11 protein-coding genes are annotated in these 17,220 nt (G+C 48.4%); 8 read left to right on the top strand and 3 right to left on the bottom strand.

The features are described from left to right. The first annotated feature begins 35 nt into the window (after window positions 1-35). Window positions 36-1,241, top strand: a complete 1,206-nt coding sequence (locus BMZ54_RS02020; RefSeq protein WP_089906475.1) for a DUF1501 domain-containing protein — start codon at window positions 36-38, stop codon at window positions 1,239-1,241. Here the strand turns inward: BMZ54_RS02020 and BMZ54_RS02015 are convergent. Next, a complete protein-coding gene (locus BMZ54_RS02015) occupies window positions 1,234-2,106 on the bottom strand; it encodes an AraC family transcriptional regulator (protein ID WP_089906474.1) in 873 nt (290 codons plus the stop codon). The two genes, BMZ54_RS02020 and BMZ54_RS02015, sit on opposite strands and share 8 nt — an antisense overlap. Window positions 2,107-2,228: 122 nt before the next feature. Here BMZ54_RS02015 and BMZ54_RS02010 point away from each other — a divergent pair, with 122 nt between their 5' ends. The 5 genes from BMZ54_RS02010 to BMZ54_RS01990 all read left to right on the top strand — a co-directional run bounded on the left by BMZ54_RS02010 (window position 2,229) and on the right by BMZ54_RS01990 (window position 10,489). After that, a complete protein-coding gene (locus tag BMZ54_RS02010; protein ID WP_089906473.1) occupies window positions 2,229-5,465 on the top strand; it encodes a DUF1553 domain-containing protein in 3,237 nt (1,078 codons plus the stop codon). A 6-nt stretch (window positions 5,466-5,471) separates the two neighbouring features. Beyond that, a complete protein-coding gene (locus BMZ54_RS02005; RefSeq protein ID WP_089906472.1) occupies window positions 5,472-6,983 on the top strand; it encodes a DUF1501 domain-containing protein in 1,512 nt (503 codons plus the stop codon). 55 nt (window positions 6,984-7,038) lie between these two features. Further along, the gene (locus BMZ54_RS02000; RefSeq protein WP_089906471.1) at window positions 7,039-8,148 is read left to right on the top strand and encodes an NHL repeat-containing protein; all 1,110 of its coding nucleotides are present in this window, start codon (window positions 7,039-7,041) and stop codon (window positions 8,146-8,148) included. Next, on the top strand, window positions 8,148-9,485 hold the full coding sequence (locus tag BMZ54_RS01995; RefSeq protein ID WP_089906470.1) for a DUF2231 domain-containing protein: 1,338 nt from the start codon (window positions 8,148-8,150) through the stop codon (window positions 9,483-9,485). The genes BMZ54_RS02000 and BMZ54_RS01995 overlap by 1 nt, the downstream gene beginning before the upstream one ends. Before the next feature lie 146 nt (window positions 9,486-9,631). Beyond that, a complete protein-coding gene (locus BMZ54_RS01990; RefSeq protein ID WP_162277450.1) occupies window positions 9,632-10,489 on the top strand; it encodes a nucleotidyltransferase domain-containing protein in 858 nt (285 codons plus the stop codon). Between the two features lie 144 nt (window positions 10,490-10,633). Here BMZ54_RS01990 and BMZ54_RS01985 read toward each other — a convergent pair whose 3' ends face one another. Both BMZ54_RS01985 and BMZ54_RS01980 read right to left on the bottom strand, forming a co-directional pair. Next, window positions 10,634-12,700, bottom strand: coding sequence for an OPT family oligopeptide transporter (locus BMZ54_RS01985; protein ID WP_089906468.1), 2,067 nt, complete (start codon window positions 12,698-12,700; stop codon window positions 10,634-10,636). 37 nt (window positions 12,701-12,737) lie between these two features. Beyond that, a complete protein-coding gene (locus BMZ54_RS01980; protein ID WP_202909116.1) occupies window positions 12,738-14,414 on the bottom strand; it encodes a peptide MFS transporter in 1,677 nt (558 codons plus the stop codon). 192 nt (window positions 14,415-14,606) lie between these two features. Here BMZ54_RS01980 and purD point away from each other — a divergent pair, with 192 nt between their 5' ends. Together purD and BMZ54_RS01970 are read left to right on the top strand one after the other, a co-directional pair. Continuing rightward, window positions 14,607-15,884 carry a phosphoribosylamine--glycine ligase gene (gene purD, locus BMZ54_RS01975; RefSeq protein WP_089906466.1) on the top strand — a complete coding sequence of 426 codons (1,278 nt, stop codon included), beginning with the start codon at window positions 14,607-14,609 and terminating at the stop codon, window positions 15,882-15,884. A 253-nt stretch (window positions 15,885-16,137) separates the two neighbouring features. Beyond that, window positions 16,138-17,160: a rod shape-determining protein gene (locus tag BMZ54_RS01970; RefSeq protein WP_089906465.1), complete on the top strand. Its 1,023-nt coding sequence runs from the start codon at window positions 16,138-16,140 to the stop codon at window positions 17,158-17,160. Window positions 17,161-17,220 lie beyond the last annotated feature (60 nt).

Genomic DNA, 17,220 nt, shown 5'->3' with positions numbered 1-17,220 from the left:
AATCTAAAATCGTAAATCTAAAATCGTAAATCCTCATGTTACTATTAAACCGTCGTCGCTTTTTACAGGTAGGTTCACTGGCTTCGGCCGCTACATTGATGCCCAAATTCCTGAAAGCATTTGAAAAAGGACAGCTGGTGCCGCCTGGCAATAAGGTGCTGGTAGTGATACAGCTCTCCGGCGGTAATGATGGTTTGAATACGGTGATCCCTTACCGGAATGATATATACTATAAAATGCGGCCTGCCTTAGGTATTAAACGGGAAGCGGCATTGTCTTTAACGGACGACTGGGGCCTGCATCCTTCCTTTACCGGATTAAAATCCTTGTATGATGATGGTTCCATGGGTATCCTGAACAGCGTGGGCTATCCTAACCCGGACCGCAGCCATTTCCGCTCCATGGACATCTGGCATACCGGCAGTGAATCAAAGGATTTCTGGAATACCGGCTGGATAGGCCGCTACCTGGATGCGCAATGCAAAGGTTGTGATAAGCCCACACAGGCGCTGGAAATAGATGATACGCTTAGCCTGGCCATGAAAGGGGAAAGCGCCAAAGGCCTGGCTTTTGTGGACCCTAACCGTTTGTACAACACCAGCAACGGCAACTATTTCAAAGACCTGCTGAATGCGCATAAGGCTCATGATGAGGAGCATAACAATGTAGATTACCTGTACAAAACCATGGCGGAAACTATTTCCTCCGCCACCTACATACAACAGCAGTTTAAAACCTATAAGTCAAAGGAAACCTATCCTAACACCGCTTTGGGCCGTGATATGAAAGTGATCTCAGAGCTGATCATGTCTGATATTAATACCAAAGTATATTATGTATCGCATGGCAGCTTTGATACGCATGTAGGCCAGCAGAAGCAGCAGGAAAGATTATTCCAGCAGCTGGATGAAGCGGTATCTGTATTTGCGCAGGATCTGAAAAAGAACAACCGTTTCCAGGATGTAATGGTAATGACCTTCTCAGAATTTGGCCGCCGGGTAGGGCAAAATGCCAGTGGAGGTACGGATCATGGCACGGCTAACAATATGTTCCTGATAGGCGGCGGCCTGCAAAAGAAAGGCATGTTAAATGAAGGCGCTGACCTTACAGATCTGCAGGATGGCGACCTGAAATACAAAGTGGATTTTAAAAGCGTGTATGCTACCCTGTTAAACAAGTGGCTCTCTGCCGATGATAAGGCCATTCTGCAGCAGCAGTACGGCTACCTGGATTTTATATAAGCTGTTTATCGCGTTTATACTCACTGGGCGTTTGCCCGGTAATGGTCTTGAAGATGCGGGAAAAATAAGAAAGGGTTTCAAAACCTGTGGCAGCAGCTATTTCCGCCAATGATTGATTGGTGTTTGCCAGCAAAAAACGGGCACGCTCCACCCGCGTAAGCTGTATGTAGGTAAGCGGGCGCTCGCCGGTATTTTCATGGAACAATCTTGAAAAATAATCAGGGTTCTGATTGGCCCGCTTAGCCAAATGCGCTACTGTTAATGGTTTATGCAGGTTGGTTTGAATGTAGTTAATGGCATCGGAAATTTTTGAGTGGATGGCTTCTTCAGTAGCCTGGAAACAATCCGGCGTTAAAAAGCGCGACAGCAGCTGCAGTATAATACCCTGCGTTTCCACATACGCTGCAATAGGCACATAATTATTCAGCTCCCGGAAGCTTTGCAGCACGGGATATTTCTCATACACCTTTGGATCATTGGACCTTTTTAGCCCCCGGTCAGGATGCAGCTCCAGTATGCGTTTAAAATGCTGCAGGTCCGCAGCAGTAGCAGGCACCTTTAATATGCGCCGGTTGGAGGAGAACAGCGAAGTGCCGTCCGTAGAATCTTCCATAATAGAAAGATAGTACTGGCTTAAATACTCCGCGCAATAATAGTTGCAGGTAGTAAAGCTGGGCACCATGTATAAAAAGCCCTTTTCCAGCGGACATGTGCTGCCCGGGTTATACAGGATGCCGCTGCCGCCGTCGATCAGGTAAATACGGTAAAAAGTGCTGGTTACGTTCTTGTAATTCCAGTCTTTATTCAGTTGTACATAATCGACATTCAGCAGTGAAAAAGTTGCCTTTAGAACCGTCTTTTTCATAAGCTGGTGGTAGTTCCTGGCTGAAATTAGGCATAAAAGTCGGGTTTGTGCAAAAAGCTGTGGTATTTGTGTAAATATTTCACGGCCTGGACCGCTAACTTTAGCTTACTGAGTTAAACGTTATGACAGCACTACGGTTTCCACGTCTATTATCCATAATAATATTCATCTGTGGCTTTTACGCCTGCTCACCGGACCTGCCGGATGATGTAGCTGCGGTGTATAAAGAGCTGCCGGCAAAGCTGGATTACAACCGGGACGTAAAACCGGTGTTGTCTGATAAATGTTTTGCCTGCCACGGGCCGGACAAAGCCAAGCAGAAAGCAGGTTTGCGCCTGGATCTTGCAGAGGCGGCGTATGCCGAGCTGCCGGAGAACCCGGGCAAGGTGGCCATTGATCCGGGAAATTTAGAGAACAGCGAAATGTTCCACCGCATTATTTCCAATGATCCGGATTACATGATGCCCGAGCCTAACTCACACCTGAAGCTGAGCGCGCGGGACAAAGCCATTCTTATTAAGTGGATCAAAAATGGGGCGGTGTATAAACCGCACTGGGCTTTTGTAAAACCGGAAAAAGCGCCGGTACCTGAAATAAAGCATAAAGATTGGATAGCGCATAACCCGATTGATAATTTTATACAGGAACGGCTGCAACAGGAAAAGCTGCAGCCTTCCAGAGAAGCGGAAAAGGAAATGCTGCTGCGCCGTGTATCGCTGGACCTTACCGGCCTGCCGCCTACTTTGCAGGAGATAGATGATTTCTTAAAAGACAGCTCTCCCAACGCGTATGAAAAGCAGGTAGACCGTTTGCTGGCTTCTCCCCACTATGGTGAAAAGATGGCGGTGGACTGGCTGGATGTGGCCCGCTTTGCAGACTCGCATGGGTATACGGTGGACCGGTTAAGGGATATGTCGCCTTACCGGGACTGGGTGATCAGCGCATTTAACAAAAATCTGCACTACGATACTTTTATCCAATGGCAGCTGGCCGGCGACCTGATGCCGCATCCTACCAAAGAAATGCTGATCGCTACGGCCTTTAACCGCAACCATCCGCAGAATATGGAAGGCGGTATTATTGAGGAAGAGTTCCAGGCCGAATATGTAGTGGATCGTACCAATACCTTTGGACAGGCTTTCCTGGCGGTTTCTGTGGGTTGCGCCAAATGCCATGATCATAAATTTGACCCGGTATCACAGAAGAATTATTATGAGCTGTTCAGCTTTTTTAATAATGTGAAAGAGGCCGGGCAAATATCTTATGATGATGCATTGCCCACTCCCACACTGATGCTGCCCGGTAAAGAAAAGGAGCAGGTGTTACAATTCTTACAAAAGAACGTTGCCCAACAGGAGCAGCAATTAACACAGGAAAAAAATAATGCGCAGCCTGAATTTGAAAAATGGCTGGCAAAAGACGGCTATAAAAAGCTGGCGCATGAAAAGGTGCCACAGGCAGGCCTGCAGGCTGAATATACTTTGGATAATGCTTCCTTTAAAAACCTGGTGAATGCAAAGCAGGCCGGCGCCATGAAGCGGGAAACCGGCCAGGCGGGCGATGCGCCGGTATTTGAGCCACATGGCAATGGGAAAGCCGTTGTATTAAACGGCGATACTTACCTGGACCTGGGCCCCAATGGGGTGTTCCGCAGATCGGAGCCTTTTAGTATAGGCGTTTGGGTGAATATTCCCAAAGACCTGAAGGAAGGCGTTATTTTTCATAAGAGCATGGCGGAACGCCTGTTTAACTTTCGCGGGTATCATTTGTACCTGCGGGATAATAAGCTGGAAATAAACATGGCGCACACCGCGCCTTCCAATGCTATCACCAAGGTTTCTAAAGCCACTGTTCCAAAAGATCAATGGATCCAGCTTACGCTTACCTACGATGGATCTTCCAAGGCAAACGGTTTTAAACTATACCTGGATGGTAATGAAATGGCCATGGAAACTACCATGGATCAGCTGACCAAAGACATTTTATTTAAAGGGAATGGTAAGCAGCCGGGATTGCAGATCGGCGGCTGGTGGCGCGGTTTAGGATTTAAAAATGGTAAGGTGGATGAGGTGCTGGTGTATAACCGGGTGCTAACGCCTTATGAGATAAAAGTAGTAGCACAAAAAGCTGATTGGAAGGATGTGGCAGACAAACCTCATGCACAGCTGGCAGCCGCGCAGCTGGATGCGTTGAAGGCATATTACCTTTCCGCGGCATACCCCGCTACTATTAAAGCTACACAGGCGTTGCAGCAAATGCGTACTATGCTGGCCGATTCTACGGAAGATGTGCCGGAACTCATGGTAATGCAGGAGATGCCCAAACCTAAGCAGGCGCATATTTTATTAAGAGGCAACTACGATATGCCGGGCGATAAAGTATATCCCAACACGCCGGCCGCTATACTGCCCTTTGCAAAGCATTTGCCTAAGAACCGCTATGGGCTGGCGCAATGGCTTACTGATGCTAACAACCCGCTTACGGCAAGAGTAGCCGTGAACCGCTTATGGCAAAACTTTTTTGGCACCGGCATAGTGAAAACAACAGATGATTTTGGCAACCAGGGCGAGATGCCCAGCCACCCGGAATTGCTGGACTGGCTGGCCATTACCTTCCGTGACTCCGGTTGGGATATTAAAAAGCTGAATAAGCTCATTGTAATGTCGGCCACTTACCGGCAGGATTCCCGTGTGAGCAAAGAAGTGCGTGATAAAGATCAGGAGAACCGCTTGTTATCGCATGGCCCGGCCTGCCGTATGTCTGCAGAAATGATCCGCGACAATGCACTCTTAGCAAGTGGCTTGCTGAACACCGCCATAGGCGGCAAAAGCGTAAAACCTTACCAGCCGCCGGGTTTATGGGAAATTAATAATACTACCTATACCGCAGATACGGGAACAGCCGTATACCGCAGAAGCCTGTACGTAGTTGTAAAACGTTCCGTGCCTAATCCCACGCTGGCTACGTTTGATGCTACATCCCGCAGCTATTGCGTATCCAGGCGGCAGCCTACCAACACGCCGCTGCAGGCATTGGTAACGCTGAACGATCCTACATTTATTGAAGCCTCCACGGTATTAGGCGCGCAAATGTATACTGCCGGTAACGACCGTAAAGCAATTATTGATACCTACAGAAAGCTTACCGGACGCCAGCCGCAGCCGCAGGAGGTAGCGCTGCTAATCGCATTAAGAGCAACAGAACAGCAAAAATTCAGCACCCATCCTGAAAAGGCAAAAGGCTGGCTGCACAGCGGGCAATATGTACTAGATAAAAAGCTGGATACTGCCTGGGTGGCTGCCAATGCCGTAGTAGCCAACACTATTTTAAATTCGGATGCATCGCTTACAAAAAGATAAAATGTTATGTCACACCATCACGACGACGACATATTTAAACTGCACACACCGGACTTTGACCAGCTGAATAAAAAGCTGGACCGGCGTACTTTTTTAACCAAAACCACCCTGGGTCTGGGTGCATTGGCTATGGGATCATTACTGGGGAAAGAGCTGTTTGGCAGCACACCCAAAGCCGCTGCAGGCGCCGGCGGGCTGGAGGCCGACATACTAAAAGCCCTGCCGCATTTTGCCCCCAAAGCTAAACGCGTGGTGTACCTGTTTATGAGCGGCGGCCCTTCCCAGTTTGAAACATTTGATTACAAACCAGGCCTGGAAAAACTGATGGGGCAAAACCTGCCGGCCTCTGTTCGCCAGGGCCAGCGCCTGACGGGCATGAGCGCCAATCAGAGCGCTTTGCCGATAGCGCCTTCTATCTTTAAATTTAACCAGCACGGGGAAACCCGCACCTGGGTAAGCGAGCTGCTGCCGCATACTGCTGCCGTGGTAGATGACCTGTGTATTGTAAAATCACTTTATTCAGAAGCTATCAATCATGATCCGGCCATTACTTTTTTCCAGACCGGTAACCAGCTGCCAGGGCGGCCTTCCATTGGCTCCTGGGTAAGCTATGGATTAGGATCAGACAATAATAACCTGCCCACTTTTATTGTGCTGGTATCTAAGAACGGCCAAAAGGATCAGCCTTTGTATGCACGTTTGTGGGGCAATGGTTTTCTGCCATCCAAACACCAGGGCGTACAGTTCCGCGCCGGTAAGGACCCGGTGCTATATCTGAATGATCCTGACGGGTATGATGGTAAAGACCGTAAGGAAATGCTGGAATACCTTACTAAGCTGAACCAGCTGCAGAACAGCGCCTATGGCGATCCGGAAGTAGAGGCCCGCATATCGCAATACGAAATGGCCTACCGCATGCAAACTGCGGTGCCGGAAGTAATGGACATGAAAGATGAGCCGGATGAAATATTTGAAATGTATGGCCCTGATAGCCGCGATCCCGGTACCTATGCAGCCAACTGCATCTTAGCGCGCAAGCTGCTGGAAAAAGATGTGAAGTTTGTGCAGCTGTATCACCAGGGCTGGGACCAGCACGGCAACCTGCCGACTGCTATTACCACACAATGTAAAGCCACCGACCAGGCAACCGCCGCATTGATCAAAGACCTGAAAAGAAGGGGCCTGCTGGAAGATACGCTGGTGGTATGGGGCGGCGAGTTTGGCCGTACGGTATATTCACAGGGTAAGCTCACTGCAACAGATTATGGGCGCGATCACCACCCGCGCTGCTTTACCATGTGGATGGCCGGCGCAGGCGTGAAGGCCGGCCTGAGCTACGGAGAAACAGATGACTTCAGTTATAATATCGTTAAAGATCCGGTGCACGTACATGACTTCCAGGCAACTTTGTTGTACCTTATGGGGATTGATCATGAACGGCTGACCTACAAATTCCAGGGCAGGCGTTTCCGGCTAACGGATGTAGAGGGAAAGATAGTGAAAGGCATATTATCTTAGCAGGAAGAAAAACGTTAACAATATCGTCATCATAAAAAAAAGCTGCTAATTCCACATGACTTCAAGAAGAAATTTTATCCGCAACACAGCAATGGTATCAGCACTGGCCGCTACCAAACCGGTACATGGTTTTAACATCCTGCATAAGGACAAAGCGCCGGATGAAACTATTGTAGGCCACGGGCAATACACCTATAAGGTAGATAAGAACTGGGCCAAGATCAGCGTGAACAATACACCGCTGATGAACTGCCATGAAATGGTGCAGGACAGCAAAGGACGCCTGATTATGCTGGGCGATAGCACGCATAATAATGTGCTGATCTTCGATAAATCCGGCAAGCTGCTGGATTACTGGGGCCACGGATTTCCGGGCGGGCATGGCCTTACGCTTTCACAGGAAGGCGGCGAAGATTTTTTGCTGATCACAGATTGCGGCTGGTACCAGGACAGGGACGGCTCCAATAAAGGACAGGCCGGGCAGGTAGTAAAAACAGACCTGACCGGGCGCTTAATATTTTCCATTGGCCACCCGCGTACCATTGGTGTTTATAAGGATGATGAGATGTTTAAGCCCACTGAAACAGCAGTAGCGCCTAACGGTGATATTTATGTGGCAGATGGTTACGGCTCTGACTACATTATTCAATACAACAGCAAAGGCCAGTACATCCGGCACTTTGGTGGCCATCACAATGCCAACAAAGCGCATAACCTGGTAAATGCGCATGGCGTATCCGTGGACCTGCGTGATAAGAATAATCCAACACTTGTTTGTACCTCGCGAGAAGAGAATTGTTTTAAAATATTTACGCTGGATGGTAAGTTCATTAAACAGGTAGATATGCCGGGCATGTATGTGTGCCGTGCCGTGATGAATGAAAAGGAATTATATGCCGGCGTATGCTGGTCAAAAGATGCAAAAACAGGCGAGCGTTTTAATAACTCCGGCTTCCTGACCATACTGGATGCGGATAACAAGGTAGTATCTAACCCGGGTGGCACTGCGCCGGTATATAAGAACGGTGTGCTGCAGCAAACCTTCCAGGCGCCAACACCGGTTTTCAATCATGGCCATGATGTATGTGTGGATGATGAAAAGAACCTGTACCTGTGCCAGTGGAATGCCAACCACACGCCACCCGTTAAATTAACACGCGTTTAATGTTATTGAATATTTTCACTTTTGCGGGCAGGCTGCATCCGCTGATAGTGCACCTGCCCATTGGTTTTCTGCTGCTGGCAGTGCTGTTTGATCTATTGGGTTATACCAAAAAGTATGCGCACCTGCGCAGCGCCGTACCGCTTACGCTGCTGGCAGGTTTTGTAATGGCAGTGCTGGCCTGTGTGTTTGGTTATATGCTTTCTTTAAGCGGGGATTATGACCGCACTACTTTAAGCCATCATAAGCTGGCAGGCATTGGCCTTGCGTTGATTGCCGGCTTGCTTTTCTTACTCACTACCCGACGTTTCAAAGCTGTATATACGGTAACGCCTACACTCTTTTCAACACTGCTGGTAGGCTTGTTTGGCTTAATGGGATATGCCGGCCACCAGGGCGGTAACCTTACGCATGGCAGCGATTACCTGACCATGGCCGTATTAACCTACCGGGAAAGACCCAAACCCACCAGCGTGGAGCAGGCCATGATCTATGAAGATGTGGTACAGCCCATGCTGGTAAAGAAATGCGGACAATGCCACCAGCCCGGTAAATTAAAGGGCAACCTCTCAGTACAGAACTTAAAAAGCCTGCTGAAAGGAGGGAAGAACGGCCCTGCAGTAGTAGCGGGCAAACCGGATGAAAGTGAATTGTACAAACGTATCACCATGGACCCTGCCCATGAAAAATTTATGCCGGCAGATGGTAAGCCGCCGCTGGCAAAAAAAGAGGTGGAGATCATTCACTGGTGGATAGAAAAAGCCATGGCCGCAGAAGGTGCGCCCATAGCGGCATTAAAAGATAATGCTGCCATAAAACCGAAGGTAGCAGCCTGGTTAGGCTTAGGTGGCGCCACTGCACCGGAGGAAGAAAATGAGGCCGGTATTGAGCAGCACATTAATCCTGACATACCTGCTGCTGTAGATCCGGGACTGGTGGAAAACCTGCGCCGCAAAGGCCTGATGGTACGCATTATGTTGCAGCACCCCGCCATGCTGGATGTAACGTTGCCTGCGGGCTCCGGCAAAAGCATTGGTGATATAAAAGATGACCTGGCAAAAGTGGGAAAGAACATCATTTGGCTGAACCTGTCTGATAACAACTTTTCTGATACGGACCTGGCTTTCCTGGGCCAGCTTACGAACCTGGAAAAGTTGCGTCTGGAAAAGAACCCGATCGCAGATGGTATCAGCGATCATTTAGCTGCCTTAAAACACCTGGAAGCCGTGAACCTGAATGAAACCAGGATCAGCGCCGTGTGCGTGAACAAGCTGGAAAAAACGCAGGGCGTTAAAAGGGTGTATAGCTGGAAAACAGCAGCGCCGCAGGCTGCGGATTAAAGATACTAATAGTGCATTTTAAAGCCGGCCGGCCGTTTCAGCGCAAGTTGAGGCGGCCTTTTTCGTTTAAGTTGCGCAGCCTGCTGTCTTTCATAAATACAGATAACAGGAATTTTGTAGAAATTTGTTCAATAAAACAGATTGAATTGAATTTACCGGCACAGCAACAAAAGCTATTAGAGGATATAACCAGTGACCTGGAAAAGATCAATGGAGTGATTGCCGTTGTTTTAGGCGGGTCGTATGCGGCAGGTACTGCTTCTGACACATCCGACATAGACATTGGCATCTATTACGATGCAGCCCAGCCATTCCATATCGATGAAATAAGGGCGGTTGCGCTGAAATATGCAACAAGCGATCCTACCATCACCGGTTTCTACGAATGGGGGCCCTGGGTAAATGGTGGCGCCTGGATAACCACTCCGCATGGTAAGGTGGACTTCCTTTATCGTAACCTTGAGCAGGTAAGGAATACCATTGAAAAGGCAAAAAATGGAGAATGGGAAAACCACTTTGAACAACAACCGCCGTACGGGTTTTCGTCTGTTATTTACCTGGCTGAAACCGAGATCTGTATTCCACTGTACGATCCGCATAAAGCTATTGAAAAACTAAAACGTGAAGTGTTGGAATATCCGCCCAAGCTCCGGGAGGCTATTATAAAACAATCTTTGTGGTCAGCAGAATTTACGATCATGCACGCTGAAAGCTTTTGGGGAAAGAGGGATGTGTATAATTCAATAGGATGCTTAACAAGAGCAGTAAAAAACATAGTAGCGGCGCTGTTCGCGATCAATGAGTACTATCCTGTTGGCGATAAAAGAGCCATTGAAAGATTGGAAAAAGCAGCTAAAAAGCCGGCTAACCTAAAGGAAAAGATAGAAATAATTTTATGTGCAGATAAGGAAACCATATCAATGAACATTGAACACTTAAAAGTACTGCATCAGGAAGTAATAAAATTGGCAGACGGTATATATCAGCCATTGTATCAGCTCTAATAGTCAAGATCTCGTTGTTTCAGGCAGCCTATCCGCCGTGAGAAATATGGGAAGAAGGCCTCTTGCAAAAGGCAATAAAAAAAGCGGCTGCATCATCGCTGACACAGCCGCTTTATGTTGAATATATACGCGTGTAGGGAAAATCTATAGCTCTACTTTCTGCTGCTGTTTGGCAATGCGGTAAAGGATCCATCCCATAAAGGCAAAGAACGCAACTGCCAGCACATAGTAACCGCCCTGGCCCAAAGCATGGCTCATACCCTCTTCCAGGTTCAGGCTGGCCATTAATGGGCCGGTAGCATTCATGCCGGATAATACTGCGATCAATACACCTGCTACTGCACCACCTGCCACCAGGCCGGTAGCAAACAGGTTGCCCTTACCTAATTCCTCTTCTTCTGCAGACACCTGGATGTTCTTCTTTTTCTTCTGATGATCTACCACGCCGCGGATAGCGCTACCTAAAAAGATAGGGAGGGTAGTAGACAACGGCAGGTATGCACCAATAGCAAAAGATAAGGATTTAATACCGCACAACTCCATGGTAATAGCCAGGAATACGCCTACCACTACATATTGCCAATCCAGGCTGGAAGACTGGATCCCTTTGATCAGGGTAGCCATGAGCGTACTTTGCGGGGCCGGGAAGTAAAGGCTGCCAATAGCATGCGCATCAGGCGCCATGCCTTTAGCGATCATATCTGTTGTAGGCTTGTCCAGGAATTTTATAGTTAAACCAATAATGATAGAGGAAACAATAGCGCCAATAAACAATGCTATCTGCTGGTATTTAGGGGTAGCGCCTACAATGTAGCCGGATTTCAGATCCTGCGAAGTACCGCCGGCGTTAGCCGCCGCAATACAGATCATGCCGCCTACCACCAGCGCCATCGGCTCATACGCCTTACCGCTCCAGCCTATGGCAATAAACACCAGGCAGGTAGCCATCAGCGTAGCAATGGTCATACCGGAAATAGGATTGTTGGAAGTACCGATCAAACCCACAATACGGCTGGACACTGTTACGAAGAACGCGCCAAAGATCACCACCAGTAAGCCTATCAGTAATTTCTGACCAACGGAATCACCAGGTAGCTGCGGCAGGAAAGCCATGAGTAATACCAGCAGTATGCTGCCAATGGCTACTATTTTAATATTCAGATCTCTTTCTGTGCGCGGTACATCCCCTTTGTTTGCTTCCACTCCATCGCGGCTAAGAGAGCTGATGCTGCCTTTAAAAGAGGAAACGATGGTAGGAATGGTTTTAATAAGCGTAATGAAACCACCGGCAGCCACTGTGCCCGCAGCTATTTGCCGTACATAGGCATAATAAATAGCAGAGGAGTAGTTGGCAAAAGTATGGGTGGCAGGGTCCCAGCCTCCTTGTCCGCCCGGTGTAGTAAGGCTGGCCAGGTAGCCCAGCTTCACCAGCTGGGTAGCAATAGCATCTGCCGGTACCAGGGTAGCCAGTAACGGAATAATGGCCAGCCAGGCTAATACGCCGCCGCCTACCAGTACGCCGCCAATGCGCGGGCCAATGATATAGCCTATGCCCAGGTATTCCGGAGTTATATCTGCGCTTACGCGTGCAGAAGGCAGGAACCGGTTCACCTGTTTGGTCATGTAAAAAGGCGTTTCCGCAATAATATGCAGAATCTTTTGCAGGATGGCATATACGAAAGCAAAGCCTAACCCGTAAAAAGCCGTTTTAGCAAACTCTCCGCCTTTTTCACCGGCTATCAGCACATCGCCGCAGGCGGTACCTTCCGGGTAAGGCAGGGTGCCATGCTCTTTTACGATGAGAGAGCGCCGTAAGGGGATCATCATGAGCGTACCCAGGATACCTCCAAAAATGGCCAGGATGAAAATGGTGATGTAATCAAAGTAATTGGCGCTGCTGGGAAGCGACAGAAACAAAAATCCCGGCAGGGTAAAAGCCACGCCACCCGCAATGGTTTCACCGGCAGAACCCGTGGTTTGAATAATGTTATTTTCCAGGATGGTGGTCTTAAAAAATTTCCGGCCCAGGGTAATGGCAATTACCGCAATAGGGATGGATGCCGTAACGGTCAAACCTGCTTTGAGCGCAAGGTACACAGTAGCGGCGCCGAAAATAATACCAAAAATGCAGCCCAGTACAATGGACTTGACTGTAAGCTCCTTCATCTTTACGTCAGGAGCAACAAAGGGTTTAAAGTTAGTATCTGCCATGATTTATTGATGGTGTATGTTTAATGTGCTGATGTGCTTATCTCACCCCATTCATCCATTTCTTTAACAGGCCGGAGAGCAGGAATAGCAGAATGGCAGCTACACCGGGCAGTATGGCAAAGAGCATGAAGAACTCGTACAGGTTATGAATGGTAAAACCGGCAAATTGCGGGTAAGCTGATGGCAGCTTCAAGGTTAAAAGCTGTTCTTTTAACTGGCTGGTAACGGCAACAGTGCCGTTCAGAATGCCCTGCAGGTCAATATTGTTCTTAGCAGCTATTTCAAATTTTTCGCCGGTAGGTGGTAACAGGGTGCCCAAAGTGCCGGCCAGCGCATAACCGGAGGCATTGGATAAAAAGAATACGCCCATGAGCAGGGAGGTAAAACGGTGCGGCGCCAGCTTGGATACCAGGGAAAGCCCGATAGGTGATACACTTAGCTCACCCACGGTGTGGAAGGTATAAAGAACGATCAGCCAGATCACGCCCATTTTTTCATTACCCAGGTTTTTAACCTGCATGGCAATAACATAATATCCTACCGCCAGCAGGAAAAGGCCCATGGCCTGTTTTACGGGGGCAACGGGATCCATTTTAACCTTTTGCAGCTTCAGCCACAGCCAGCTGAAAGGCAGGGCCAGTATAATTAAGGTAAGGGATTGTGCATTTTGTATGAGGCTGGGCGGCATGTTCCAGCCAAAAAGGTGACGGTCTGTTTGCTGATCGGCCACAAAGGTGAGGGAGGAGCCGGCCTGTTCAAAACAAGCCCAGAAGAAGATCACGAAGAATGATACGATGTATATAACTATGATGCGCTGCCTCTCTACACCGTTAAGGGATTTATCGCTCAGTATTAATCCAGCCAGGGCTATACCGGTACTGTAAATAAAGGCATACAGCACGTTTACGCCCACCAGCCAGTGAAAAGCAGACACCAGTACCAGCAGCGCTATTACGGTAATAATAACGGCCTGGGTGCTGAACTGCGCCTGGGCAGCCTCGCCCTCCATTTCATGTTGCTTTTTGGGTTTGGTGCCCACAGGCTTGCCTTCGGGGCTTACTACATATTTATCTTTCAGAAAGTAGAACATAACAGTGCCCACCAGCATGGCTATGCTGGCAGCCAGGAATCCCCATTTAAAAGCAGTTACATCGCGGGTGCCGTCTGCATGTTTAATATCGCCCAGTATGGGACAAATGGTAATACCCAGCAAAGCGCCCAGGTTAATACCCATATAAAAAATGGTGAAGGCAGAGTCCAGGCGGTTATCGTTTTTAGGATACAGCTGGCCCACCATAGAGGAAATGTTGGGTTTAAAAAAACCATTACCCAGTATCAGTATTACCAGGCCGGCCCACATTATCATCCGGGCAGTAGGCAGATCGGTTGCATACAGGATCCCGCTGCCGAACATGAATAACTGTCCCAGCGACATAGTAAGGCCTCCAATAAGTATACAGGTACGGTTACCCAGGTAACGGTCCGCTATAAAACCGCCCAGGATAGCGGTTAACCAGCCCATGCCTAAAAAACCGCCATATATAATAGAGGAATCTTCTTGTGTAAAATTCAGCGCGCTTACCAGGAAAAGCGTGAGCAGGGCCCTGTTGCCATAGAAAGTAAACCTTTCCCACATTTCAGCGGAGAATAAAACTGCCAGCCCTTTCGGGTGTCCTTTTCTTGTAGTGGTAGTAGGAATAACAGGTTCTTGCATAACCGCAGGTTGACTCATAATGGTCAGGTTTTGGTTGTCTTGTTGTTTATGTAATAGAATTGTAAAGCGGCAAGATAAAGAAATTCAGGGTTCTGCATAAAAAAATGGTGTGTTTGGTTAATTTTTGACCTTTCTTTGCAAAAATTTTGGGAACTACAATTTCCCGGAAAATCTACAGGTCTGCAATCCAATATGAAGATATTACTACTAGGTAGCGGTGGCCGGGAACATGCCCTGGCCTGGAAAATAGCACAAAGCCCTTTATGCGGGCAATTGTTCATTGCACCGGGAAATGCCGGTACTGCTCAGTTTGGGCAGAATGTGAACATTGCCGTGAGCGCGCTGGATGAGCTGAAAGCCTTTTGCCTGCAGCAGCAGATAGATATGGTGATACCGGGTTCTGAAGAACCGCTGGTAAAAGGTATCTACGACCACTTTAAGGCAGATGCTGCTTTACAGCATATACCTGTAATAGGCCCTTCAAAGCTGGGCGCGCAGCTGGAAGGCAGCAAAGCTTTTGCCAAACAGTTCATGTTAAGGCATAACATACCCACCGCTGCTTACCGGGAGTTTACTGAAGATACCTATGCAGAAGGGGTCGCTTACCTGCAGCAGCATAGCCTGCCCATAGTAATAAAAGCCGATGGGCTGGCAGCCGGCAAAGGTGTGGTGATCGTAGATTCTGCAGAGGAGGCTATTGCCGAATTCACCCACATGATCAAAGCCGCCAAGTTTGGCGATGCCAGCAAACGCGTAGTGGTAGAGCAGTTCCTTACCGGTATTGAGTGTTCTGTATTTGTGATCACAGACGGGCATAGCTACCAGCTGCTGCCTACGGCCAAAGACTATAAGCGCATTGGTGAAGGCGATACCGGTTTAAACACCGGGGGCATGGGCGCTGTATCGCCCGTACCCTTTGCGGATAAGGCGTTTATGCAAAAGGTGGAAACCCTGATCATACAGCCTACAGTGGCCGGTTTGGCAGCAGAAGGTATTGTATACCATGGTTTCATTTTCTTTGGATTGATCAATGTAGGCGGCCATCCTTATGTGATAGAGTACAATTGCCGCATGGGTGATCCGGAAACGGAAGTAGTGATGCCCCGTTTGCAGAACGACCTGGTAGCGCTGTTCAAAGCCGTACCCGAAGGCACTTTGGCTGCACAGGCCATTCAGGAAGATGCCCGTGCTGCCGCTACGGTGATGTTAGTTTCAAAAGGCTACCCGGAAGATTATGAAAAAGGAAAAGTGATCACTAACTTGCCGGCGCAACAGCCCGGCCAGCTGGTATTCCACGCCGGTACCAAAGAAAGCAACGGGCAGCTATTAACGAACGGAGGACGGGTTTTAACGGTTACATCCTTAGCCAACAGCTTAGGTGAAGCACTGGCACAATCCAGGCAAACAGCCGGTACCATTCAGTTTGAAGGGAAGTATTATCGCCACGATATTGGATTTGAATTTCTGTAATAAGGCCACCAGACGTCATATGATGATTCGATAGCACGGATGTAGACAACTGATTTTTAATTACTCAGACAATTTTTAAAGGCTTACAACGTTATACCGGATCAGTCCTTGGAGCAACTGTTAGCAATGCACGCTCTACAATAAATAAGATTTTTTAATATTTAAGTGTATATTGCTCTAACATCCAATTTTTGCATCGTATATTCGTTGGAATTAATCATTTTTGCACTCTAATATTTGACCGTATCAAACAATGGGATTTTTTAACTTTTTAACGCAGGAAATAGCGATAGACCTTGGCACAGCGAACACGCTGATAATACACAATGACCAGGTAGTGGTGGATGAACCTTCCATTGTGGCAATAGAGAGAGCAAGCGGCAAAATTGTGGCTGTAGGTAAAAAGGCCATGATGATGCACGAGAAAACGCATGAGTACCTGCGTACCATACGTCCCCTTAGAGACGGTGTGATTGCGGACTTTAACGCGGCAGAAGGAATGCTCCGTGAAATGATAAAACTGGTTTATCCCAAAAAACCATTATTCTCCCCCAGCTGGCGCATGGTCATCTGTATCCCTTCCAGTATTACGGAAGTGGAAAAACGTGCTGTACGTGACTCTGCCGAACAGGCGGGCGCCAAAGAGGTATTCCTCATTCATGAACCCATGGCAGCTGCCCTGGGTATTGGCATTGATGTGGAAGAGCCGGTGGGTAACATGATCATTGACATAGGCGGTGGTACCACCGGTATATCTGTAATAGCCCTGGCCGGTATCGTTTGCGACCAGAGTATCCGTATTGCGGGTGATGAGTTCACTGCAGACATCATGGAAGCGCTACGCCGCTACCACAGTTTGCTGATCGGTGAAAGAACTGCTGAGCAGATCAAGATCCAGATAGGTTCTGCCCTGAAGGAGCTGGACAATCCGCCGGATGATGTGCCTGTGAATGGCCGTGACCTGGTAACCGGTATCCCTAAGCAGATCATGGTCTCTTACCAGGAGATTGCCGAAGCACTGGATAAATCCATTTTTAAAATTGAGGAAGCCATCCTGAAAGCGCTGGAAACAACGCCTCCGGAGCTGGCTGCAGATATTTACCGCAGAGGCTTGTACCTGACCGGTGGCGGCGCCCTGCTGCGCGGGTTAGATAAACGCCTGACCCAGAAGATCAAATTACCTGTGCATGTAGCAGACGATCCGCTGCGCGCCGTGGTAAGAGGTACCGGCATAGCGTTAAAGCATGTTGGTAAATATCCGTTCCTGATGCAATAGCTTTTTGTGAATATGGACAGGTGAAGAGTATATTTCGCACGCCCTTCACCTGCCCCGCTT

The sequence above is a fragment of the Chitinophaga rupis genome (genome assembly GCF_900109685.1).
Classification (GTDB): Bacteria; Bacteroidota; Bacteroidia; order Chitinophagales; family Chitinophagaceae; genus Chitinophaga; species Chitinophaga rupis.
The sequence above is the reverse complement of the archived record's forward strand: the minus strand, read 5'-3'. Positions and strand labels throughout refer to the sequence as shown.

What these genes read in the sequence shown, in the direction of transcription:
- BMZ54_RS02020 (WP_089906475.1), top strand. Translation starts at nt 36, where the DNA reads ATGTTACTATTAAACCGTCGTCGCTTTTTACAGGTAGGTTCACTGGCT.
- BMZ54_RS02015 (WP_089906474.1), bottom strand. Translation starts at nt 2,106, where the DNA reads ATGAAAAAGACGGTTCTAAAGGCAACTTTTTCACTGCTGAATGTCGAT.
- BMZ54_RS02010 (WP_089906473.1), top strand. Translation starts at nt 2,229, where the DNA reads ATGACAGCACTACGGTTTCCACGTCTATTATCCATAATAATATTCATC.
- BMZ54_RS02005 (WP_089906472.1), top strand. Translation starts at nt 5,472, where the DNA reads ATGTCACACCATCACGACGACGACATATTTAAACTGCACACACCGGAC.
- BMZ54_RS02000 (WP_089906471.1), top strand. Translation starts at nt 7,039, where the DNA reads ATGACTTCAAGAAGAAATTTTATCCGCAACACAGCAATGGTATCAGCA.
- BMZ54_RS01995 (WP_089906470.1), top strand. Translation starts at nt 8,148, where the DNA reads ATGTTATTGAATATTTTCACTTTTGCGGGCAGGCTGCATCCGCTGATA.
- BMZ54_RS01985 (WP_089906468.1), bottom strand. Translation starts at nt 12,700, where the DNA reads ATGGCAGATACTAACTTTAAACCCTTTGTTGCTCCTGACGTAAAGATG.
- BMZ54_RS01980 (WP_202909116.1), bottom strand. Translation starts at nt 14,414, where the DNA reads ATGCAAGAACCTGTTATTCCTACTACCACTACAAGAAAAGGACACCCG.
- purD (WP_089906466.1), top strand. Translation starts at nt 14,607, where the DNA reads ATGAAGATATTACTACTAGGTAGCGGTGGCCGGGAACATGCCCTGGCC.
- BMZ54_RS01970 (WP_089906465.1), top strand. Translation starts at nt 16,138, where the DNA reads ATGGGATTTTTTAACTTTTTAACGCAGGAAATAGCGATAGACCTTGGC.